Here is a 22,415-nt window from a genome sequence, read left to right on the forward strand (position 1 = left end):
TGTAAAAGTGCTATCTTTAATCCATATAAACTTGAAAAAATATGGGATTGTTAGATAAAATCAGAAATGAATTTATAGATATCATCGAGTGGGTGGATGATACCAAAGACACCATTGTCTGGAAATTTCCACGCTATCAGAATGAGATAAAAATGGGTGCACAGCTTACTGTACGCGAAGGTCAGGCTGCTGTATTTATGAATGAGGGACGTATCGCCGATGTGTATTATTCCGGGCGGTATGAACTTTCAACACAGAATATGCCTATTATGACGACTTTACAGGGTTGGAAATATGGTTTCAACAGTCCTTTCAAAGCAGATATTTTTTTTGTGAGTCTGCGACAGTTTGTGAATCAGAAATGGGGAACCAACAATCCTATTATGCTCAGAGATGCCGAATTCGGCCCGGTACGGCTGCGTGCATTTGGTAACTATGCTTTCAGTGTCAAAGATCCCGGCTTGTTTATCAAAACAATTTCTGCAACCAACCCTACATTTACGGTAGATGATATAAATGAACAGCTGCGTAATATTGCGGTTACCCGTGGTATGGATGCTGTAGCTGAATCCAAAATTCCGATTCTTGATCTGGCCTCTAATTATGATGAAGTATCAGGTCTTATTCAACAAAAAATAAGCCCTGAATTTGAAGAAATTGGATTGCTGCTTAATAAATTCTTAATTGAAAATGTCTCCCTTCCGGATGAAGTGGAAAAGGTGCTGGACAAACGCAGCAGTATGGGAATTGTGGGGGATTTGGGAGCATATGCACAGTATCAGGCAGCCAATGCAATGGAAAAAGCTGCTGAGAATCCAAGTAGTGGCGGATTGATGGGAGCCGGACTGGGAGCCGGACTAGGAATGGGAATGGCCGGTAATATGGCCGGAGTATTTCAGGAACGTAAGTTTGAGGGTAATCAGCCTGCTGCTCAGGAAGCAGGGGCAGTTCCGCCACCATTACCTGTGCAAGTTGCTTACTATGTCGCAGTCAACAATAAGCAGGAGGGGCCATTTGATATGACACAGCTCAAAGAGATGATTGCAGGTGGCAGACTGACTTCAAATATGTTGGTTTGGAAAGCCGGATTTGACAATTGGATTGCAGCATCGCAGACGACAGACCTTGCTCAGTTGTTCCAGCAGACTCCTCCTCCGATACCAGGCGCCTAAGCAAATTCAATCGTTGTTCATGGCATTTGAAGAAAAAACTGCTGAAATAAATAAAACATTTAAATGTACCGGTTGTAGTGCTCCTCTGGCCTATAAACCCGGTACAGATTATTTGTTATGTCCGTATTGTGGTACACGTAATACGATAGTGCAAAATGTGGAGAATGCTCCTCCGCTTACCTTTCCTATTGATTATGATCATTACATTGCTTCTATAAAAGATGTCAATGACAACCGATATGAGGAGCTGCAGGAAATTGCAAAATGTACAAACTGTGGGGCATCCACAACACTGCCTTCACATGTAGTCGCAGCAAAATGTGCTTTTTGCTCTTCGCCTCTGGTTATTGATCATCATACCGAACATATTGTGCGGCCTCAGGCGCTGGTTCCCTTTTTTATAGATAATAAGCGGGCTTATCAGCAATTTAAAACCTGGGGAGGTAAGCGCTGGTTTGCGCCGAATGATTTTAAAAGAATTTTTGATACATACTCTTTGAATGCATTGAAGGGCGTGTATATTCCTTTCTGGGTGTTCAATGCAAATACAGTTTCCGATTATACCGGCGAGCGGGGAGATCATTATTATGTGGAGCGGACGGTAAGAGATAAGGATGGGAATACCACGACAGTACAGGATCAGCGCACACGCTGGCGATATGCTTCCGGAAGAGTCTCTGTGGCCTTTAAAGATATCACTATATGTGCTTCACAGTCACTTTCTCAGGCTTCCAGTGACAAACTCGGACCCTGGCATTTGGATAAGCTTGTTCCTTTCAATGAACAGTATATCAGTGGTTTTTCAGCACAGACTTATCAGCTGGATCCTCAGGCGGCAATGGCCGAAGCTAAAGCGGTTATGCACTATCAGATCAGAGGATATATACAGGATGATATAGGTGGTGATGAACAGCGTATCGATTCGGTACAGACAGATTTCAGTAAAGAAGGGATACGGTATGTGTTGCTGCCGGTATGGCTGACATCTTATAAGTATAATGGGAAATACTATCAGATTATGATCAATGCCTTCAGTGGAAAGGTATATGGTGACCGGCCGTATAGTACTTGGAAAATTGTAGGAGCTATTCTTTTGGGAATTCTTATTCTGTATATTATTGGTCTGTTTTTAGGAGTAGGGTAGATATGAATATTCCATAGTTCAGGATTCAAATTCTGTACTATGGAATATTTGAAAGACCTTAGAAATCCCGGTATTCGTCAAACCATTGACTGGCTTTTTCAGTTGAGATTGCTAAGGAGGAGGATTGAGTAAGCTGATCTACAGCCAGACCCGCATCTTCACGCTCTGTGGTCTCTATGTCCGGTAAGGAATTAATAACCCGGATTACTTTAACAACCGAATCTTTTACCTCATCTTCTGTTTTAGCCTTGCTGATTTCCTTTAGCGCTGTTTTATAAGCTTTGGTTGCCAGTTTTGCATTTTTATCTGTCCAGCCCGCAAATGGGATTCCATATTCTGTTATAAACCAGATGCTTTTTCTTAGTTTGGATACTGAAGCATACTTAAATACTCTTTCTTTACTCAGTTGCTGTAATTCTTTTTTCAATACTTTACCTGCCTCTTCTTCTATATTCCATCCGATAAAATATGTTAGTTGAGACCATGTTGCAAGTGCAGGCATATCTGCCAAATCAGGAACATATCTTAATTCTATAGACTCCAGATGTAGCAATTCCTTCAATGCTAGCATATTTGTTAGATTTCCGCTCAGACTCAAAGATTTCAGATTTTTGAATTGCAGAAGACTTTCACAGTCGAATGGCTGACCTGCGGGAGGAACACTTACATCAATATGTGGTATGTGTTCGAAATTCTTAAATACAGGTAACTTATAGGGAAGTGTGTCCGTCTTTACTGTATCGGGAGAGAAATGAAGATAAGGAATCCCGGTAGGATGCTTTATGTGTATTTGTGTCAGATTGCCAGACAGGTAGAGTCTTCTGATCTTGCTTCCCAATGTTAATTCGACCTGTTGTCCTGCTGAATGAACATAAAAATTTCCTATATCAGCGTTTGTCAGATCTGCTGAAACAGGTTCATATGGAAACCAATGAAAATCTTCAACAGGTCTTTGATCTGACCATTGAACGAATCCGTTATCATTCCCTGCATAATAGAAAAATCTCGGCCAGTATGAGCCGGCAGGTGTTCTGAATTCATCAAAGCAATTCCATTGTATTACATCTCCTTTTTCCACCCAGGTGTCATATTTACCTTGGGAAATACCCTTAGTGCCAATAGAAAAGCTTCCCTGTCCTGCAGGGATAGTTATTTTATGACTTTGGTCTGCGGTTAGTGAAATATAGGCAGGCTGGTCTCTTTGCATAGTAGGGAGGTTTTGTTCCTATTTATCTAAAGCAGATAGTGCTGCAAAGTTTGAAGTCTGCAGCACTATTCTTATTTAATAATCCTTTTGATCTTATTCGATTTTTTAATCAGCTTATACAGCTCATCATAATCTTCTTTTTCAATCGCCTTATGCAGGAGTTGCAGCTGTTTGATATGCTCATCCAGCACTTCCAGTACATTTGTCCTGTTTTGTTTGAATATCGGAGTCCACATATCTGGTGAACTTTTTGCCAGACGTACCGTAGATTCAAATCCCGAACCGGCCAGTTCAAAAATACGACCCTGTGATTTTTCTTTCCCCAATACCGTGAGTGCCAGTGCAAAAGATGTAAGATGAGAAATGTGGGATACATATGCCGTATGTACATCATGCTCATTGGCATTCATGTAGGAAGTTTTCATTTCAAGTTGCTCGGTAATGGAATCCGCCAGTTCAAAGGCATCCTCGTCCGATCGGAAAGCTTCTACATATACCATCATTTTATCTTTAAACAGACCAGGTATAGCAGCTTCAGGACCTGAATATTCGGTTCCTGCCATAGGGTGTGCGGCTACATAACGTCCTCTTTTAGGGTGGTTCTCTATAAGTTTGAGAATATTTTCCTTTGTAGAGCCCATATCAATGACGACCTGATCTGTGACCAGATCCAGTATTTTAGGTGCAAGTTCTAAAATTGCATTTACCGGAGCTGTCAGAATAATGACCTTACAGTTTTTTACAGCTTCTTCCAGAGAGGCGATTTCATCAACCAGATGAAGCTGAAGAGCTTTTTTCTGATTAGATTCACTCTTGTCAACTCCTATTATTTTAGAAAAGTTTCCCTTTTCTTTCAATCGGATGGCTACTGATCCTCCGATCAGTCCGATTCCGACAATTGCTAAGTTCATTAGAAAATGATAATTAAAAAAGTAAAAATTAAACAACTGTTATACAGTGATTTTTGTGTCTACTGTATGCTTAAGTTGTTTTCAAGCTATCCCCTGATGCGTGCTATGGCTTCTTCAAATACAGCTTCTGTAGCACATAAGCTGACCCGTATATAAGCATTGCCGGCATCTCCGAAAATTCCTCCGGGAGTGATAAAGACACGGGCCTTATTTAAGACTTCATCGCTTAGTTCATATCCGCTGGCATACTTTTCCGGCACTCTGGCCCATATAAACAGACCTACCTGGTCTTCGCGATAACTGCAATTAAGCAGGTTCAACAATTCCAGTGCTTTATCTTTTCTTTTCTGATAGGAAGCATTCAGCTCCGTGTACCATGTGCTATCCAGACTAAGGGCTTTAGCAGCAGCAAGCTGAAGAGGTAAAAACATACCTGAATCCATATTACTTTTGAATCGCAGAATCTCATTGATACGTTCTTCTGCAGCACATAGCATACCTATTCTCCAACCGGCCATATTGGACGATTTACTTAGGGAATTAAGTTCTATTGCTACATCTTTCGCGCCTTCTGTCTCCAGAATACTTTGCGGATGATCATTCAGAATAAAACTATACGGATTGTCGTGACAGATCAGTATATTATGTTTTTTACCAAATGCGATCACAGCTTCAAAAAAAGAAGCAGTAGCTTTCGATCCGGTCGGCATATGCGGATAGTTGATCCACATAATCTTTACTTTAGAAAGATCCGTTTGCTCCAGTTCTTTCAGGTTGGGCAGCCAGTCATTTTCCTCTGTCATGGTGTAAGGAATAGCTGTTGCACCACTGAGACGTACAGCAGCAGCATAGGCCGGGTATCCCGGATTAGGTATAAGCACTTCATCGCCTTCCTGCAGGTACGTCATACAAATATGGACGATACCTTCTTTGGAACCGATCAAAGGTAAAACCTCTTTTTCAGGATTAAGAGATACGCGATAATATCGTTCATACCAGTCAGCAATAGCTTTGCGTAATACCGGGCTACCTTTATAATTTTGATAACCATGGGTATTGGGCAAGCTGGCTTGCTCATGAAGGGTTTGAATAACTTCTGGATGTGGAGGCAAATCGGGGCTTCCAATTCCCAAATTGATCACGCGGGCTCCGCTTTTGTTGAGCTCGTCAATCTCTCTCAATTTTTTAGAGAAGTAGTACTCTTCGGTCTGTTGCAACCTTTTGGCAACGTTAATTTGCATTTTAATTTGTGTTTTGAAAACCCTAAAGTAAAAATAATGAACCTATTTACACTAAAATATAATAAAAAAGCGCAACGAAAGTATCAGATAAAGCTATTTCCTTTTTGGAGCATATTTCCTTTTTTGTACATTTATCATTCATTCAACATCAACCAACTACATGAATACATCGGGCAGAAGAGAGTTTATCCGCACTGGTAGTGCAGTTCTGGGGGCAATGATGATACATCAGCTGCTATCCGCAACATCTGTAAAAGGTAAGCGAATCGGAATCATAGGTCTGGATACTTCCCATGCCGTTGCCTTTACCAAAGCGATCAATACAAATCCTGCTGCGTACAGAGATTATCATGTTGTAGCGGCATATCCGTATGGAACAAGAACTATTCCTTCTGCAACAGACCGCATACCTAAGTATATAGAAGAAGTAAAAAGTCATGGGGTAGTCATTGTAAATTCAATAGCAGAATTGTTGAAGAGGGTGGATGCTGTACTGCTGGAAACGAATGACGGACGCTTACATCTGGAGCAGGCTACTCAGGTTCTTAAAGCCGGCAAACCTGTGTTTATTGATAAACCAATCGCTGCTTCCTATGCAGATGCTTACAGGATTATGAAACTTTCCGGGCAGTATAATACACCGATGTTCTCCACATCTTCACTGCGGTATATCAGTGGAATGGAAGAAGTTATTGCTGGCCAATATGGAAAAGTATTAGCTGCTGATGTTTTTACACCTGCGACCCTCGAACGTACACATCCTGATTTTTTTTGGTATGGTATTCATGGTGTAGAGATGTTATTTGCTGCAATGGGAACAGGTTGTAAATCGGTTTCACGGGTACATACCACAGATTCGGATCTGATTGTAGGTGTATGGGATGGAGGACGCATAGGTACGGTGCGAGGCATGCGTATCGGAAAGAATGATTTTGGTGGCATAATTTATTGTGAACAGGAAAATGTGAGACTGGGAGAATTCAGAGGTTATGATCCGCTTCTGCATAAAATTGTTGACTTTTTTGACGTTCAGGTACCCCCTGTAGATCATGCACAGACATTAGAGATCTGTGCTTTTATTGAAGCTGCAGACATCAGCAAAAAGAATGACGGAAAGGCAGTGAAGCTATCACAAATAATGGCTGTATCTGAATAGTTAAATTGCCGTTATTGAATTAAAAAAACAGGCTGTATTCCTGTCTTAATTGTGTAACATTGTTTATTATAATGTTCAACTTTATGCGTAAGGTTGACATTTTTACTATTTTTGTTGGCTTATAACATTAAATGAAGACTTATTTTAGACTACTTTCATTTGCCAAACCCATTGAAAAATATGCGATCCCGTATATTATATGTACGTTGGTCACAGTCATATTCAGTACCCTTAATCTGGCTTTGTTAGCTCCTTTACTACACACGTTATTCAATACGGAAGGAGAAGTAAAGGCTGCTTTAGTTGAGCCGGATGGTATGTTTGATATTCTGGGCTATTTTAATTACTATGCCAATTGGGCTAATCAGCAATATGGTCCGTATGAAGCACTGAAGATCGTCTGTATCGTGATTGTAATCTCGGTATTGATCAGTAATGCTTTCCGTTATTTTTCTCAGCGAATCATGGAAAATTTACGAATTCATACATTGTTGAATCTTCGTAAAGCTGTATTTGGCAATGTTATGGATCTTCATCTGGGATATTTCAGCGGACAACGTAAAGGAGATGTAATTTCTAAGATAGCTTCAGATGTACAGGTGGTACAATTTTCGGTTACAGGTACGTTGCAGGTTGTATTTAAAGAACCTCTGCAATTGATCGCTTATCTGATTATGCTATTTGTGATATCGGCGAAGCTGACCTTATTTTCTATGCTGGTTATCCCTGTTTCTGCATTTTTCATTTCACGTATAGTAAAGACCTTAAAAGCACAGGCACAGGAGGGACAACAGTCCTATGCTAATATGATCACTTATCTGGATGAAGCATTGTCCGGTGTCCGTATTATCAAAGCCTTCAATGCCACAGATTTTGTAAAGAACAGGTTTAATAACGAAAACCACCGCTATGCCAATATTATGCGCCGTATGGTTCGCAGGCAGCAGATGGGATCTCCTGTATCTGAACTGTTGGGGGTAGTTATGGTCGCTGTCATTCTGTTGTATGGCGGGAGTCTGGTGCTAAGTGGAAGCGGCGATCTTCCGGCTGCAGATTTTATAGCCTACATTGCTATTTTCTCTCAGATAATGCGTCCTGCAAAAGCGATTACCGATTCATTCAGTAATATCCATAACGGAGTCGCAGCTGGTGAACGTGTATTGGAGCTGATCGATGAAAGAAGTGAAGTTGTGGATAAAGCAGATGCTGTTACCGTTGATAATTTCAATTCAGATATCCGTTTTGAGCATGTGGATTTTGCTTATGGTGAACACAAGGTGCTGTCGGATATCAATCTTACAATTGAAAAAGGGAAAACAATTGCGTTAGTCGGTCCATCCGGTGGTGGTAAATCCACATTAGTCGATCTGATACCGCGCTTTATGGACGTGACTGGTGGAAAAGTATTGTTTGATGGTCAAGATCTGCGGGATCTCAATCAGGAATCCCTGCGCAGATTAATAGGCGTGGTGAATCAGGATTCCATATTGTTTAATGATACCATTTTTAATAATATAGCTTTTGCCAACGAGTCTGCTACACAGGAACAGGTTGAGGCTGCTGCAAAAATTGCAAATGCCCACCAGTTTATCCTGAATACAGAAGGGGGTTATCAGACCAATATCGGTGACCGTGGTGCCAAATTATCCGGAGGTCAGCGTCAACGCCTTTGTATCGCAAGAGCTGTACTGAAAAATCCGCCGATTATGTTGCTGGATGAAGCGACTTCAGCATTGGATACAGAATCCGAAAAACTGGTGCAGGAAGCGTTGTATAAACTAATGGAAAACAGAACAACTGTGGTTATTGCGCACCGGTTGAGTACCATTCAGAATGCGGATAAGATTGTCGTTGTGGAAGGCGGTAAGATTGTAGAGTATGGTACACATTCTGAACTGCTGATCAAACAGGGACTATACAAACGCCTTATTGATATGCAACAGTTTGGTGAATAGTAATCTTTTTGTAAACTGAATGTTTTAACAAGAATCTGCTCGCATTTTTACTCTAATATTGGTACATTTGTCTAATAGGAGAAGAGAAATGGAAGCTAGACATAAAATAGATTTTTTAATCAACGATAGCCGTTTAGACCCCGAATTGCGCCGCATTGCAGAGAAAGTTGTAGCAGGAGAGCGCATCGAGTTTGAGGAAGGGGTATTGCTCTACGAAAAGGGAGAATTAAGTTACCTGGGGGTATTAGCAAATTATATCCGGGAGAAAAGACACGGCGATATCACCTATTTCAATCGAAATTTTCATATCGAACCGACAAACGTATGTGTATACGATTGTAAATTCTGTTCGTATTCACGAATGATCAAACAGCGGGAAGAAGGTTGGGAAATGGATGTGGACGCTATGATCGACATTGTCAAAAAATACGATGACGAGCCTGTCACTGAAGTGCATATAACCGGAGGTGTTGTACCTAAGCAAAACCTCGAATTTTATGCTGATTTCTTCCGTAAGTGCAAAGCACACCGTCCCGAATTACATATCAAAGCATTAACACCTGTTGAATATTATTATATTTTCAAAAAAGCTAAATTAAGCCACTTTGATGGTATGAAATATCTTAAAGAAGCTGGTCTGGATTCTATGCCGGGAGGAGGAGCAGAGATCTTTCACCCGGAAATCAGAGAGCAGATTGCGCATGATAAATGTACTGCCGAACAGTGGCTGGATATACATGAGCAAGCGCATTTGTTAGGTATGAATACCAATGCGACGATGCTGTATGGCCATATTGAAAAATTCTGGCATCGCGTAGATCATATGGAGCGCTTGCGTCAATTGCAGGATAAGACAGGCGGATTTCAAACATTTATACCACTGAAATTCAGAAATAAAGAAAACCAGATGTCTGACGTGGATGAGGTTTCTGTTATCGAAGATCTTCGTAACTATGCTGTTGCCCGTATTTACATGGACAATTTTCCGCATATTAAAGCATACTGGGCAATGATTTCCAGAGATACCGCACAAATGTCACTGAGCTTTGGGGTTGATGATATTGACGGTACATTAGATGATACGACCAAAATATATAGTATGGCCGGAGCGGAAGAGCAGACGCCTGCTATGAGCACGCAACAATTGGTAGAACTGATCAAGAATGTAGGACGCCATCCTATAGAACGGGATACGCTATACCATATCGTTACGGATTATAAGGATCATGTATTTGATGATGAGTCTGCAAAGAAAAAAAATTATTACGCTTTGCCGGTTCTTAACAGCTGATTTTTTGAAAAAGACATTTTATTTTATACGCCACGGACAGACAGATCTCAACCTCAAAGGGATCGTGCAGGGAAGAGGAGTTAACTCTCCGCTTAACGATAACGGACGAAAGCAAGCTGACGCTTTTTATAAAGCTTATAAAGATGTACCCTTTGATAAGGTATACACTTCTACTTTATTGCGCACTCACCAGACAGTGGCACCCTTTATCGAGCAGGGAATAGAATGGCAGCAGCTTATCGGACTGGATGAGATCAGCTGGGGTATTTACGAAGGTCAGGAACAGACTCCGGATATCATGTCCGGATTTGAAAAGGTCATACAGGCCTGGCGCAGTGGAGAACTGGATCTGAATATCGATGAAGGAGAATCTCCAAACCAACTGGTGGAGCGTCAGAAGGAAGCAATTGCCTATATGCTGGATCAAGCAGAAGAAAAGACTATTCTGGTTTGTCTGCACGGACGTGCCCTGCGTATTCTGATGTGTGTCCTTACAGATACGGATGTATGTATGATGGATGATTTTCCGCATACAAATACCGCACTTTATATTGTTGAATTTGAAAATGGCAAGTTCAATGTCATAGATTATTATAATACCAAACATTTGGAAGAAATAGCCGAGCATGAATAAAATAAGAATATCTGCCGTATCCTATACCAATACATTGCCTTTTTTAAACGGAATTAATCATTCCGACATCAAAAATAAAATAGACCTTCGTGTAGATCATCCGAGTGCCTGTGCACAGCGTGTTATTGATAATGAAGTCGATATGGGGATTATCCCTACAGCGGCTTTATTGAGTCTGCCGGAATACTATATCAATACGGATTTTTGTATTGGTACTGAAGGTGCTGTAGATTCTGTCTTTATCTTTTCACAGAAGCCTGCAGATCAGATATCTTCTATTCTGCTGGATCCACAGTCCCGTACTTCTAACGGACTCGCACGTATTCTGTTGAAGTATTACTGGAAACGGGATGTGGAGATTCTTACGGAAGGAGAAGCAGATGCTTATGTATTGATCGGTGATCGTACGTTTGGTAAGAAAGGTACAGTTCCTTATGTATACGATATGGGATTAGAGTGGAAAAACTTTACGGGGCTGCCATTTGCCTTTGCTTTGTGGGTTTCCAATAAGAAACTTCCGGAATCTTTTGTTGAAGAATTTAATGAAGCCCTGAAGTATGGAGTAGAACATGCAGAGGATGTGATAGCCGGTCTTCCTGTTTACGAAGGAATAGACTATAAGCAATATCTGACACAAAATCTGGATTTTCATTTAACAGAAGCTAAGCGGGAAGCTGTAGAACGATATCTGGAGCTTTACAGATCACTGTAAGCTGCGGTTTTATTTATAAAATAATGGAAGGCTCCGGATTTTAATCCGGAGCCTTCTTATTTGTATTAAAGGCTTAATACATGGAGATAAAAGTACAGTACAAAGAAAGTTTTCTCTCCTTTTTAAGGAGAGGTGCCCGTAGGGCAGAGAGGTTTTAGTGAAATTGTAGAGATTGAATAGGCACAGGCACCGCTACGCTAATGCTTGCGCCATAGAATAGTTAAGGGCATGACCGGATTGTTTTTCTCTCCTTTGTAAGGAGAGATGCCCGCAGGGCAGAGAGGTTTTAGTGAAATTGTGGAGATTGAATAGGCACAGGCACCGCTACGCTAATGCTTGCGCCATAGAATGATAAAAGTACAGTACAAAGAAAGTTTTCTCTCCTTTTTAAGGAGAGATGCCCGCAGGGCAGAGAGGTTCCGGTGAAATTGTAGAGATTGAATAAGAACAAGCACCGCTACGCTAATGCTTGCGCCATAGAATGATAAAAGTACAGTACAAAGAAAGTTTTCTCTCCTTTTTAAGGAGAGATGCCCGCAGGGCAGAGAGGTTCTGGTAAAGTTGTAGAGACTGAATAGGCACAAGCACCGATACGCTAATGCTTGCGCCATAGAACAGCTAAGGGTTTGAGCGAACTGTTCCTCTCTCCTTTTTAAGGAGAGATGCCCTCAGGGCAGAGAGGTTCTGGAGAAATTGTAGAGATTGAATAGGCACGAGCACCGCTACGCTAATGCTTACGACATAGAATAGCTAAGGGCTTGACCGGACTGTTTTTCTCTCCTTTTAAGGCAATAGGTTATTGTATCAAAAGTTTGACGGTGACAGCTAACTGAATTTTAGTATTTTAGAATAACCAAATAAGAAGTACTAAACCGAATATGATGAATGACACCGATTTTGATGTGATTGTAGTGGGCTCAGGTATAAGCGGAGGGTGGGCTGCAAAGGAATTCTGTGAGAAGGGATTTAAAACACTGGTTATCGAGCGTGGCAGAATGGTCAAGCACATCAAAGATTATCCTACAGCTAATATGGATCCATGGCAATTTTCGCATCACAATGCCAAAACCCGTGAAATGATCGAACAGAATCCGGTGATTAGTAAACACTATAATTACAGTGAGGCGACTCAGCATTTTTATATCAGAGATAAAGATCAGCCTTACATTCAGGAAAAGCCTTTTGACTGGATCAGAGGCTATCAGGTCGGCGGTAAGTCATTGCTATGGGCAAGACAAACCCAACGCTGGAGCGATTTTGAATTTAACAGACCTTTACGTGACGGATTTGCGGTAGACTGGCCGATCCGCTACAGTGATTTAGCTCCCTGGTACAGCCATGTCGAAAAATTTGTTGGGATTTCAGGCAACAGAGATAACATCGATAGCCTGCCGGATAGTGAGGTGGTCGGTGCATTTGAGATGAATGTGGTAGAAAAGTACATAAAGGAGAAAATCAATACGCACTTTAAAGACAGACACGTCATTATAGGCCGTTGTGCCAATCTTGCCGAGTTAACCGAATTTCACCGTCAGCAGGGTCGTATGAAATGTCAGGCACGCTCACTTTGTGAGCGAGGATGTCCGTTTGGGGGTTATTTCAGTTCCAATGCTTCTACTTTGCCTTATGCGGAAAAAACGGGTAATCTGACTTTAATGACAGATACCTTAGTGGAGTCAATTGTATATGATGAAGTCTCGAAGAAGGCCTCTGCAGTACAGGTTATTGATGCGAAGACAAAGGAGAGAAAACAGATTAAAGCTAAAGTTATTTTTCTGAATAGTTCTACTCTTAACAGTAATCTGATTCTGATGAATTCTAGATCAGCAGCTTTCCCCAAAGGGTTAGGAAATAAAAATGATATTCTGGGCCGTTATATTGCTTTTCACAATTACAGAGGACGTATCTCTGCCACCATAGACGGATTTGAGGATGCTTATCACTACGGCAGAAGACCTACTAATCTATATGTACCATCTTTCCGGAATCTGTACAGCAAAGATGCTGATTTTCAGGGAGGCTATATGATGACACTGGGTGCTTCCAGATCGGGATGGAGCAGAAGTCTCGAAGGGCAGGAGTTAGGCGCGGATTATAAAGATGCTTTGACGCAACCCGGTGGATGGTCTGTATATATGTCTTTACAGGGAGAGACCATTCCTGTTTACGAAAATCATGTTCGTATCAGTGACACGGCCAGAGATTCTTATGGTATTCCTCAGCTTATCACTTCAGTAGCCTATACGGAGAATGATGACAAGATGATGCACGATTTTTTTAAGGAAGGGGTATCCATGTTAGAAAAGGCCGGTTGTAAAAATATTCAGCCTACAGATCATAAGATCACAGGCAACCGGACTCCGGGTCTGGAAGTGCATGAGGTAGGAGGAGTACGGATGGGGCGGGATCCGGAGACGTCGATGTTGAATGCAAATAATCAATTACACCATTGTCCGAATGTGTTTGTGACGGATGGTGCCTGTATGACTTCTATGGGGGTGCAAAATCCATCATTGACCTTTATGGCGCTCACGGCGAGAGCCGCCAACTTTGCCGCAGATCAGCTTCGTGAAGGTATATTATAATAAGTTAACGTTGTTTTACTCGTTGATCAAAGCCACTGCCAGGTTAGTCATCATACGTACACTTTCGGGAAGAATATCCTCATCGATATTAAAATGAGGATTGTGTAGTTCTGCTGTCAGATTCTTTTCCGGGCATTTTGTGCCAATCAGATAGAATGCAGCAGGATACTGCTTTGCATAATAAGCAAAATCTTCTGCAGCCATCCAGAGATCAGTATCTGTGATCTGCTCTTCAGCGAAGACAGCAAGCGCTGCTTTCTTTATTTTCTGAATCAGTAATTCATTATTCAACAAGGCCGGGTATCCTCTCCGGACTTCTACTTTTACTTCTGCACCCAATGTTTGCGGAAGTTCTTTAATAATATTTTCCATCAGGCTGAGAGCTTTTTCCCGCCAGGATTCATCCATGGTCCTGAAAGTTCCCTCCAGATGTACGGTATCAGGTATGACATTCGCAGCTCCGTTAGCAATGACTTTTCCAAAAGAAAGTACGGTTGGGATCGCCGGATTTGCATACCGGGATACAATCTGCTGTAAGGTCACAATAAGTTGTGCAGAAATACTCACCGGATCTATATTCAGATGCGGTTGCGCACCATGACCTCCCTTTCCTTTGATGTCTATATACAATTCATCACTCGATGCCATAAATTTCCCGGCACGGTATCCGAACTTTCCAACTTCGATTTTCGGAGAGACATGTTGTCCAATCACACCAATCAGATTAGGCACATCCAGTACGCCCGATGCAACTACTGCCTGTGCACCTCCCGGAATCTTTTCTTCAGCAGCCTGAAAGATCAGGATAATGTTACCGTCTAACTGCTGCTCCATTTTCTTAAGTATGGTCGCAACACCCAGTAAGGTTGCTGTATGGAAATCATGTCCGCAAGCATGCATCACGCCTGTATGAAGTGATTTATAAACAACATCATTTTCTTCTGTTATCGGCAAAGCATCTATATCTGCACGCAGTGCCAGCGTTTTGTCGCTCTTTCCGTTTCCATTGATAAAACCAATAACACCTGTCTCCGAGACCGAGCGGAAAGGAATAGCTAATTGCTTGAGCTTATCCGTGATATAAAGGGTAGTTTCGTATTCCTCAAAAGAAAGTTCAGGGTGTTGGTGAAGATGTCTTCTCCAGGTTATTATATCATCTGCTAATGCAGATACATGGTTGTTAATCTGGTCCTTCATGTGGTGCGGGTTGAGGCGGATAGTATCCATCTACGGACTAAAAATAATATTATTTATGGAGATATGCTAAATAAACCTAATCATGAGTGCAACCCAGCCTATAATCATCAGCAATCCTCCCAGTGGAGTTACCGGACCTAAAAACCTTAAATTCTTCTTCCAGTAATCGGCAAAAGAAAGAAAGTAAATGCTTACGGAGAACAATAGGGTACCCGCTGTGATGGTGTAGTATGCTGTTCTTTCGGATGGCATATCAAAAGAAAGATTAAAACCGAGGATCAATAATGTCAGCGCTGCATACATCTGATAACGTACACCTGTCTCAAAGGAAGCTAATTTTTCTTCACTTAATAATTTTTTAAAAGCATGCGCCCCAAATGCACCCAGGATAATGCCGGAAGCCCCAAATATTGTTGCAGTAATAATAACCAGTTCTTTCATCTGTTTTCGATTTTTATGCTATCAAAGGTAGTAAAACCCCGCTATAAAGAATCAATAGAATTGTTCAGCTGAGGTGTTTTATTGTTTTGATCCATAAAATTATACTGCAGATCCAGCAGCTCTTTTTTAGCAGCAAAATATTCGAATGAGATCAGACTGGAATATAAAATTATACTATTCATTAGCAGATCTAAGTTTTCGTCACTGTAAGCGACTCCGTCAAAATAAGATAAGTTGTCCGCCGAACTATATTTTTCCAGTGTTTCCAGTGTTTTTCCTGAAAATTCTTCCCTGATCATAGGGTTTTCCAGAAATGTTTTCATTTCTTCTTTTAGTCTGATCTCTTTTCTGCTCAGGTCGCTCAGTCTGGCCGTTATTTCTTCGAAAGGAGTCTGTTGAAAGGTGAATTTAGTATCCTCTATAAGCTGTTTGTAAAAGTCATATTTATCGTTGAATATCTGATCCAACTGATAGAAATCATGGTATTTCTTTTTGAGGAGTTCTGCCTGTCCTGTTTCTTCAGCCTTCTTGATAAAGTATTGGTAGACATTCTTATTATATCGGATTATCTCTGCTTTTTTCTCTTCAATCTCTCTATTAATACGTTCGATAAGCTCTGGTATATCCTCAAGCGTATATTTTACATGATCGTAATCAAAAGTTTTTATTGTATGTACTTCCAGTAATAAACTTTCAAGGGTAGCTTTGTCATTTTCAAGAGCAACCAGTTCATAGGTTGTATTGGCGCGAGCAGTTGAAAACAATTCTTCAGGTGTATACCCCGATTCAGACTCTTCGTTTACTTCTGCCTCTTCAATGACGGGGTTATTGTAATCGTAAAATCCATTGTAGATCTTTTGGAAAGTATTGCGTTGATGCTTTTTGCAAAACTGTTCCATGAATTCATCATGACTGAGGGTAGAGGTGACATCCGAATAACTGACTTTATCAAACAATTGCTGAGTAATCGTCTGACTCAACTGTTCTCGTTCTTCCAATAAAAGAAATGCAGGACTGTTGACCGTATTCTCCTTATGGATGTTGAGCTTATCCAGAGCTGCTGCACGCTCCTGCATACTGGGGTGAGAAGCCCACTGGTCTTTGATGTTTAATTTGGATTTGTTGTATTTGGTTGTGTCTTCCATCGTAATATGCGGAAGATCATGTTCAAATCTGTAGTTGTTCTCTTTTCCCAGATATTCCATTACTCTGGCTTGTTCACTAAAGATATTCTGGCTCCTGATATTGTCCGGTATTTTGGCATCATAAAATGTAAATACACTGTCTAATGCAAAATTGGCAAATTCCAGACGTAAGAGGGAATGTTTAAGTGCTTCAGAGCCTGCTACATTTGCTGCGATCTCATCTGCATGAAACTCCATTTCACGGGACAGAGCCATGTAGTTGATGTTGATATAGGTATACATTTTTTTTAGGACCCACTGGATTCCGACAATAATACGTACAGCCAGACTTGTGAAAAAAGCAAAATATCCACTGGCATTGGACCAATTCTGAATCATGCTTTCAAAGCCGGTATTGTTATACAACATGTTGTAAATGATCTGATTGACATTATATACGTAACTGCCAACCTTCATGCTCTTCTGTGAAAAATGCCCGAATTCATGAGCCAATATTGCTTTAAGCTCCTGCTGAGTCACGGCATTGATCAATCCAACACCAATCTGTAAATTCTTTCTGATAGGAAAAAACATACTCCAAAAACTGGAATCATAAAATACGGAAGCATTTACCTCTGTAGACAGGTATACTTTTTTTGGAGAGGGGCTCTCTACCTCGGCTACTATTTCATCGATCATATGGAACAATTGCGGATATGCTGTTCGCTTGATTTCTCTAAGATGACTTCTGTCTGTTGTATTACGGATAAATATAAATTTGATAAGGAAAAAGAGTACCATAAAACCAATACTTCCAAGACCTATTCCTACCATAAAGGTGAATATCATCGGGCGAAGTATAATAATATAGATGCCACCTGCCACACAGGCTACTGTCAATGCCACAGCAGACAGTAAGAGAGTAAGGTAAACAAAAGAGAAGAATATAATGGAGGTAATAGATTTTTTTCCGTATTTTCTGAAATTTGGAGAAACCTGTACATTCATAATGCTGATACAATTGATTTAAAGCCCAAAATATACAATTTTTTTAAGTTATATGAAAATGATGTTTTAAATTTATTGCTATTGCCGGATTGATTGCATAAAAAAAGCGGAAGTATTGTTCTGTACTTCCGCTGTTCCATGAATAACTATTTATTTTACTGATATCCCAGTAACTTCATTACCTGTTTGGAATTCTGTTCTTCACCAAATACCTCATAGTTGAATGTTTCATCCCGGTTCCGTCTTACCAGTACATGTTTAGGTGAAGGTAGTAAACAGTGATGAATACCGCCGTAGCCACTCAACACATCCTGATATGCTCCTGTATGGAAGAAACCAAGATATTGTACTTTACGGGTTTTTGGCATGAAAACAGAGTTCATATGTGCTTCCTGATTGTAATAATCCTGTCCGTCACAAGTGATCCCTCCCAGATTGACGCGTTCGTATTCTGAATCCCAGTTATTGATCGGCAATAAGATATATTTCTGATTCAGCGCCCATACATCTGGTAGATTTGTAATAAATGATCCGTCGATCATAAACCATCTTTCACGGTCGTTCTGTTGTTTACGTCCTAATACTTTATATAAGATACCGGATGCTTCAGCTACTGTGTATTTTCCGAATTCTGTAATAATATCCGGTTCCATCACTTCGTGGTGTGCACAGATCTGTTTGATTCGGTTTACGATTTCATTGACCATGTACTCATAATCAAAATCATGTACCAGAGAATCTTTGAAAGGCATACCTCCACCAATATCCAAAGTGTCCAGTTCAGGATTTATTTTTTTGAATTTACAGTAAAGTGTAACATATTTCTCCAGCTCATTCCAGTAATAAGGGGTATCCGAAATACCTGAATTAATGAAGAAATGCAGAAGTTTAACTCTGAAATTCGGATTCTCAGCAATCTTATTATTGTAAAAATCAATAATGTCTTCGCTGCGGATACCTAATCGGGAAGTATAAAACTGAGAATCCGGCTGTTCTTCCGATGCGATACGGATACCGAGGTTACAAGGCTCGTCCAGTTCGATTTCATCGTCATATAAGTTAAATTCTTCCTTATTATCCAGTACCGGAATAATGTTCTTGTATCCGTCATGAATCATATCAATGATATACTGCTTGTACTGATACGTTTTGAATCCATTACAAATAACCGTGATATCTTTTGTCACCGTTCCTTGTCTTTCAAGTGTATCGATCATCGGCATATCAAAAGCAGATGAAGTCTCCAGGTGAATGTCATTTTTCAATGCCTCTTCGACTATATGCTTAAAATGCGATGATTTGGTACAATAGCAATATTTATATGAACCGCGGTAATTGTGTTTCAGAATTGCTGTCTGAAACAAGATTTTCGCTTGTTGGATTTTTTTGCTGACAATAGGTAAATAAGTAAAACGTAACGGTGTCCCGTACGTTTCTATCATTTCCATGAGATTCAGATCGTGAAAATACAATTCGTCGTCGATGATTTCGAATCCGTCTTGCGGAAAACCAACACTTAGGTCAAGAAATTCCTGATAGCTCTGCATTTTTTATTATTTTTGGCAAAGATATGCTTTCAATGCGAATACCTGAATAGTGAATGCTATTTATTTGTCGTTCAGTATCAGAAAGTTGTAAATATTACTTAATCATTACATGAGTCAATTCATAGAAAAAGCGCTTATAGACCATACGGTGCAAGCGGTAAACGAGCTTTATCAGGCCGAAATTCAGCCTTCCCAGATCGCATTGCAGGAAACACGTAAGGAATTTGAAGGCCAGATCACTATTGTGGTTTTTCCGATCACTAAATTTTCTAAAAAGTCTCCTGAACAAACAGGAACTGAAGTCGGAGAGTTTTTACAATCCCGAATTCCGGAATTATCAGGATTCAATGTGATCAAAGGATTTCTCAATGTAAGCCTTTCGGATAGCTACTGGATCAATCTGCTGAATTCAACATTATTAGCTCCTGATTTCGGATATTTTCCGTCAAACGGTAAGAAACTGATGGTCGAGTATTCCTCTCCGAATACAAATAAACCTCTGCATCTGGGGCATATACGTAATAATCTGTTAGGTTATTCCGTCGCTGAAATACTGAAAGCTTACGGATATGAGGTTATCAAAGCTAATCTCGTTAATGACAGAGGTATTCATATCTGTAAATCTATGCTTGCGTGGCAGAAATTCGGAAATGGAGAAACGCCTGCTTCTTCCGGATTAAAAGGAGATCATCTGGTCGGTAAATATTATGTGATCTTTGATAAGGAATATAAAAAGCAGATCGATGAGTTGAAAGCTCAGGGGCAGGCAGAAGAAGAAGCGAAAAAGAATGCTCCTCTCATCCGTGAGGCTCAGGAAATGCTCCAGCAATGGGAAGCCGGTGATCAACAGGTTATTGAGCTGTGGTCTACTATGAACGGTTGGGTGTATTCCGGATTTGAAAAAACGTATAATCAGCTTGGAGTTGATTTTGATAAATATTATTACGAATCCAATACCTATCTGTTGGGTAAAGATATTATTCAGGAAGGTCTGGACAGTGGAGTTTTCTTTAAAAAGGATGACAATTCGGTGTGGATAGATCTGACCGATGAAGGACTGGATCAAAAGCTGGTACTAAGAGGTGACGGCACTTCGGTATATATTACACAGGATCTGGGTACAGCACAACTGAAATATGACGAGTTCCAGATGAATGAATCTATTTATGTTGTGGGTAATGAGCAGGATTATCACTTTAAAGTGTTGTTCCTGATTCTGAAAAAATTAGGTAAACCATGGGCTTCAGGTCTGTTTCACCTTTCGTACGGGATGGTGGATTTGCCTTCCGGCAAGATGAAATCCAGAGAAGGAACTGTTGTCGATGCGGATGATCTGATGTCCGAAATGGTTGAAACTGCAAAAGAACGGACAGAGGAACTGGGTAAAACAGAAGGTTTCTCGGAGACCGAAAAAGCTGAGCTATACAATACGATCGGCATGGGAGCATTGAAGTATTTTCTGCTCAAGGTCGATCCTAAGAAGCGGTTGTTATTTGATCCGAATGAGTCGGTTGACTTTCAGGGGCATACAGGGCCATTTATTCAATATACACATGCGCGTATTAAATCGGTCTTAAACAAAGCCGGTTTTTCGGCAGAAACTCCAGTCACTGTACCTGCATCTATCTCATCCTACGAGCGGGATCTGATCCAGGTGCTGGGAAATTTACCTGTTGTCATCGAGGCTTCTGCCACGGAATTCAGCCCTGCACAATTGGCCAACTATATCTATGATGTAGCCAAATTGTATAATAAATTTTATCATGAGGAGAGTATTCTAAAAGCAGAGGAGGAAGAGGTGAAAAATTTCCGTCTTCACTTATCAGCAACGTCGGCCAGAGTCATTTCAAAAGGAATGAATCTGTTGGGAATACAAGTTCCGGAAAGAATGTAATCAATTTGTATATGAAGTTCCTTTACTCAAAAGAGGAGCTTCATATACATTCTGTCAAACAAGGTACTTGGTGTCATGTTGGTGGGAAAAACAATAATGTGTATCAATAATTGTAATCAATGAAAAAGATTGGTGTAGGATTAGTTGGATTTGGAATCTCCGGGCAGGTATTTCATGCACCTGTAATGCGAGGCGTATCGGAATTGGAATTACTCAAAGTAACGGCCCGTAAACCTGAACAGCAGGCAATTTTGCAAGCTAAATATCCGCAGGTAGAAATCGTGCAGACGATAGACGATATTTTAACGGATGATCGTATCGGGCTGGTGGTCATTGCGACTTCCAATGATATGCATTATCCGTTTGTAAAGCAGGTGTTGGAGGCCGGAAAACACGTTGTTGTTGAAAAACCATTTACGAATACAAGTACTCAGGCAGACGAGTTAATTGCCCTGGCGAAAGCAAAGGGATTACAATTAGCTGTATATCATAATCTTCGTTTTAATTCCGATTATCGTACCGTTGAAAAGGTCGTTAAGAGTGGTGAACTTGGACCTATTGTCAACTTAGAGAGCCGGTTTGACCGGTTCAGAAACTATTTGCGACCGAATGCCTGGCGAGAAAATAATCTGCCCGGATCGGGAATATTCTATGATCTCGGAGCTCATCAGATTGATCAGACACTCCAATTATTTGGAAAACCAACGGCTGTTTTTGCAGATTTAGCTATTCAGCGTTCCGGTGCACAGGCTGTTGACAGTTTTGATCTGTTGCTGTATTATCCTGACATGAGAGTGTCATTAAAGGCTTCTATGCTGGCGAAGGAAGAAACGACCCGTTATCTGATTTTTGGTCTCAACGGCACATTTACAAAGAATGGTGTGGATCCGCAGGAGACGTTACTGCGTGCCGGACATTTTCCGGATGAAGATCCGCATTGGGGTGAAGAAGATCCTTCTATCTATGGTAAACTGAATATACTGAAAGACGGGGAGGATATTTCTAAGATTATTCCTTCCGAAAAGGGAAGTTATCTGGATTTCTACAGAAATGTTGTTGATGCTATCCGGGGTACTGCTCCGTTGATTGTACAGCCTGAACAGGCACGTGATGTTATCCGTATCATTGAACTGGGGTATCAAAGCCAGCAGGAAAGACGTGTGATTCCTGTAGAAGACCAGCTGATCGCTTACTAG

Annotated in this window: 17 protein-coding genes; 10 read left to right on the forward strand and 7 right to left on the reverse strand. The window is 40.8% G+C overall.

Annotated elements, in window-relative coordinates; genetic code table 11:
- Positions 1–41: 41 nt before the first annotated feature.
- Positions 42–1,172 (forward strand): SPFH domain-containing protein, encoded by a 1,131-nt coding sequence (locus I6J02_RS13200; RefSeq protein WP_201678351.1) that lies wholly within the window; start codon positions 42–44, stop codon positions 1,170–1,172.
- Positions 1,173–1,191: 19 nt separating this feature from the next.
- On the forward strand, positions 1,192–2,316 hold the full coding sequence (locus I6J02_RS13205; RefSeq protein ID WP_201678352.1) for a hypothetical protein: 1,125 nt from the start codon (positions 1,192–1,194) through the stop codon (positions 2,314–2,316).
- Between the two features lie 58 nt (positions 2,317–2,374).
- Here I6J02_RS13205 and I6J02_RS13210 read toward each other — a convergent pair whose 3' ends face one another.
- The 3 genes from I6J02_RS13210 to I6J02_RS13220 all read right to left on the reverse strand — a co-directional run bounded on the left by I6J02_RS13210 (position 2,375) and on the right by I6J02_RS13220 (position 5,675).
- Entirely contained in the window at positions 2,375–3,523 is a 1,149-nt protein-coding gene (locus I6J02_RS13210; protein WP_201678353.1) for a hypothetical protein, read from the reverse strand.
- A gap of 71 nt (positions 3,524–3,594) precedes the next feature.
- On the reverse strand, positions 3,595–4,434 hold the full coding sequence (locus I6J02_RS13215) for a prephenate dehydrogenase (RefSeq protein ID WP_201678354.1): 840 nt from the start codon (positions 4,432–4,434) through the stop codon (positions 3,595–3,597).
- A gap of 86 nt (positions 4,435–4,520) precedes the next feature.
- Positions 4,521–5,675 carry a pyridoxal phosphate-dependent aminotransferase gene (locus I6J02_RS13220; RefSeq protein ID WP_201678355.1) on the reverse strand — a complete coding sequence of 385 codons (1,155 nt, stop codon included), beginning with the start codon at positions 5,673–5,675 and terminating at the stop codon, positions 4,521–4,523.
- 160 nt (positions 5,676–5,835) lie between these two features.
- On the opposite strand from I6J02_RS13220, the gene I6J02_RS13225 reads away from it, so the two are divergent.
- The 6 genes from I6J02_RS13225 to I6J02_RS13250 all read left to right on the forward strand — a co-directional run bounded on the left by I6J02_RS13225 (position 5,836) and on the right by I6J02_RS13250 (position 14,008).
- A complete protein-coding gene (locus I6J02_RS13225; protein WP_201678356.1) occupies positions 5,836–6,831 on the forward strand; it encodes a Gfo/Idh/MocA family protein in 996 nt (331 codons plus the stop codon).
- A gap of 131 nt (positions 6,832–6,962) precedes the next feature.
- A complete protein-coding gene (locus tag I6J02_RS13230) occupies positions 6,963–8,786 on the forward strand; it encodes an ABC transporter ATP-binding protein (protein WP_201678357.1) in 1,824 nt (607 codons plus the stop codon).
- Between the two features lie 88 nt (positions 8,787–8,874).
- On the forward strand, positions 8,875–10,077 hold the full coding sequence (mqnE, locus tag I6J02_RS13235; RefSeq protein ID WP_201678358.1) for an aminofutalosine synthase MqnE: 1,203 nt from the start codon (positions 8,875–8,877) through the stop codon (positions 10,075–10,077).
- A 4-nt stretch (positions 10,078–10,081) separates the two neighbouring features.
- Positions 10,082–10,711, forward strand: coding sequence for a histidine phosphatase family protein (locus I6J02_RS13240; RefSeq protein ID WP_201678359.1), 630 nt, complete (start codon positions 10,082–10,084; stop codon positions 10,709–10,711).
- Positions 10,704–11,423 carry a menaquinone biosynthetic enzyme MqnA/MqnD family protein gene (locus I6J02_RS13245; protein WP_201678360.1) on the forward strand — a complete coding sequence of 240 codons (720 nt, stop codon included), beginning with the start codon at positions 10,704–10,706 and terminating at the stop codon, positions 11,421–11,423. Before I6J02_RS13240 ends, I6J02_RS13245 begins: the two co-directional genes overlap by 8 nt.
- An 878-nt stretch (positions 11,424–12,301) precedes the next feature.
- A complete protein-coding gene (locus tag I6J02_RS13250) occupies positions 12,302–14,008 on the forward strand; it encodes a GMC oxidoreductase (protein WP_201678361.1) in 1,707 nt (568 codons plus the stop codon).
- Between the two features lie 15 nt (positions 14,009–14,023).
- Here I6J02_RS13250 and I6J02_RS13255 read toward each other — a convergent pair whose 3' ends face one another.
- From I6J02_RS13255 to I6J02_RS13270, 4 genes are all read right to left on the reverse strand, one after another.
- Positions 14,024–15,205 (reverse strand): M20 family metallopeptidase, encoded by a 1,182-nt coding sequence (locus tag I6J02_RS13255; protein WP_201678362.1) that lies wholly within the window; start codon positions 15,203–15,205, stop codon positions 14,024–14,026.
- Between the two features lie 66 nt (positions 15,206–15,271).
- Positions 15,272–15,646, reverse strand: coding sequence for a DUF423 domain-containing protein (locus I6J02_RS13260; RefSeq protein WP_201678363.1), 375 nt, complete (start codon positions 15,644–15,646; stop codon positions 15,272–15,274).
- A gap of 41 nt (positions 15,647–15,687) precedes the next feature.
- Positions 15,688–17,778, reverse strand: coding sequence for a M48 family metalloprotease (locus I6J02_RS13265; protein ID WP_201678364.1), 2,091 nt, complete (start codon positions 17,776–17,778; stop codon positions 15,688–15,690).
- Between the two features lie 155 nt (positions 17,779–17,933).
- A complete protein-coding gene (locus tag I6J02_RS13270; protein ID WP_201678365.1) occupies positions 17,934–19,325 on the reverse strand; it encodes an arginine decarboxylase in 1,392 nt (463 codons plus the stop codon).
- A 109-nt stretch (positions 19,326–19,434) separates the two neighbouring features.
- On the opposite strand from I6J02_RS13270, the gene argS reads away from it, so the two are divergent.
- Positions 19,435–21,219, forward strand: a complete 1,785-nt coding sequence (argS, locus tag I6J02_RS13275) for an arginine--tRNA ligase (protein WP_201678366.1) — start codon at positions 19,435–19,437, stop codon at positions 21,217–21,219.
- Positions 21,220–21,338: 119 nt separating this feature from the next.
- Positions 21,339–22,415 (forward strand): Gfo/Idh/MocA family oxidoreductase, encoded by a 1,077-nt coding sequence (locus tag I6J02_RS13280; protein WP_201678367.1) that lies wholly within the window; start codon positions 21,339–21,341, stop codon positions 22,413–22,415.

Source organism: Sphingobacterium spiritivorum (genome assembly GCF_016725325.1).
Classification (GTDB): Bacteria; Bacteroidota; Bacteroidia; order Sphingobacteriales; family Sphingobacteriaceae; genus Sphingobacterium.

Bases quoted from the DNA above. Each gene is read 5' to 3' on its own strand.
- I6J02_RS13210 (WP_201678353.1), bottom strand. From the start codon at position 3,523: ATGCAAAGAGACCAGCCTGCCTATATTTCACTAACCGCAGACCAAAGT.
- I6J02_RS13225 (WP_201678356.1), top strand. From the start codon at position 5,836: ATGAATACATCGGGCAGAAGAGAGTTTATCCGCACTGGTAGTGCAGTT.
- I6J02_RS13200 (WP_201678351.1), top strand. From the start codon at position 42: ATGGGATTGTTAGATAAAATCAGAAATGAATTTATAGATATCATCGAG.
- I6J02_RS13245 (WP_201678360.1), top strand. From the start codon at position 10,704: ATGAATAAAATAAGAATATCTGCCGTATCCTATACCAATACATTGCCT.
- argS (WP_201678366.1), top strand. From the start codon at position 19,435: ATGAGTCAATTCATAGAAAAAGCGCTTATAGACCATACGGTGCAAGCG.
- I6J02_RS13220 (WP_201678355.1), bottom strand. From the start codon at position 5,675: ATGCAAATTAACGTTGCCAAAAGGTTGCAACAGACCGAAGAGTACTAC.
- I6J02_RS13215 (WP_201678354.1), bottom strand. From the start codon at position 4,434: ATGAACTTAGCAATTGTCGGAATCGGACTGATCGGAGGATCAGTAGCC.
- I6J02_RS13255 (WP_201678362.1), bottom strand. From the start codon at position 15,205: ATGAAGGACCAGATTAACAACCATGTATCTGCATTAGCAGATGATATA.
- I6J02_RS13265 (WP_201678364.1), bottom strand. From the start codon at position 17,778: ATGAATGTACAGGTTTCTCCAAATTTCAGAAAATACGGAAAAAAATCT.
- I6J02_RS13270 (WP_201678365.1), bottom strand. From the start codon at position 19,325: ATGCAGAGCTATCAGGAATTTCTTGACCTAAGTGTTGGTTTTCCGCAA.
- mqnE (WP_201678358.1), top strand. From the start codon at position 8,875: ATGGAAGCTAGACATAAAATAGATTTTTTAATCAACGATAGCCGTTTA.
- I6J02_RS13205 (WP_201678352.1), top strand. From the start codon at position 1,192: ATGGCATTTGAAGAAAAAACTGCTGAAATAAATAAAACATTTAAATGT.
- I6J02_RS13230 (WP_201678357.1), top strand. From the start codon at position 6,963: ATGAAGACTTATTTTAGACTACTTTCATTTGCCAAACCCATTGAAAAA.
- I6J02_RS13260 (WP_201678363.1), bottom strand. From the start codon at position 15,646: ATGAAAGAACTGGTTATTATTACTGCAACAATATTTGGGGCTTCCGGC.
- I6J02_RS13250 (WP_201678361.1), top strand. From the start codon at position 12,302: ATGATGAATGACACCGATTTTGATGTGATTGTAGTGGGCTCAGGTATA.
- I6J02_RS13280 (WP_201678367.1), top strand. From the start codon at position 21,339: ATGAAAAAGATTGGTGTAGGATTAGTTGGATTTGGAATCTCCGGGCAG.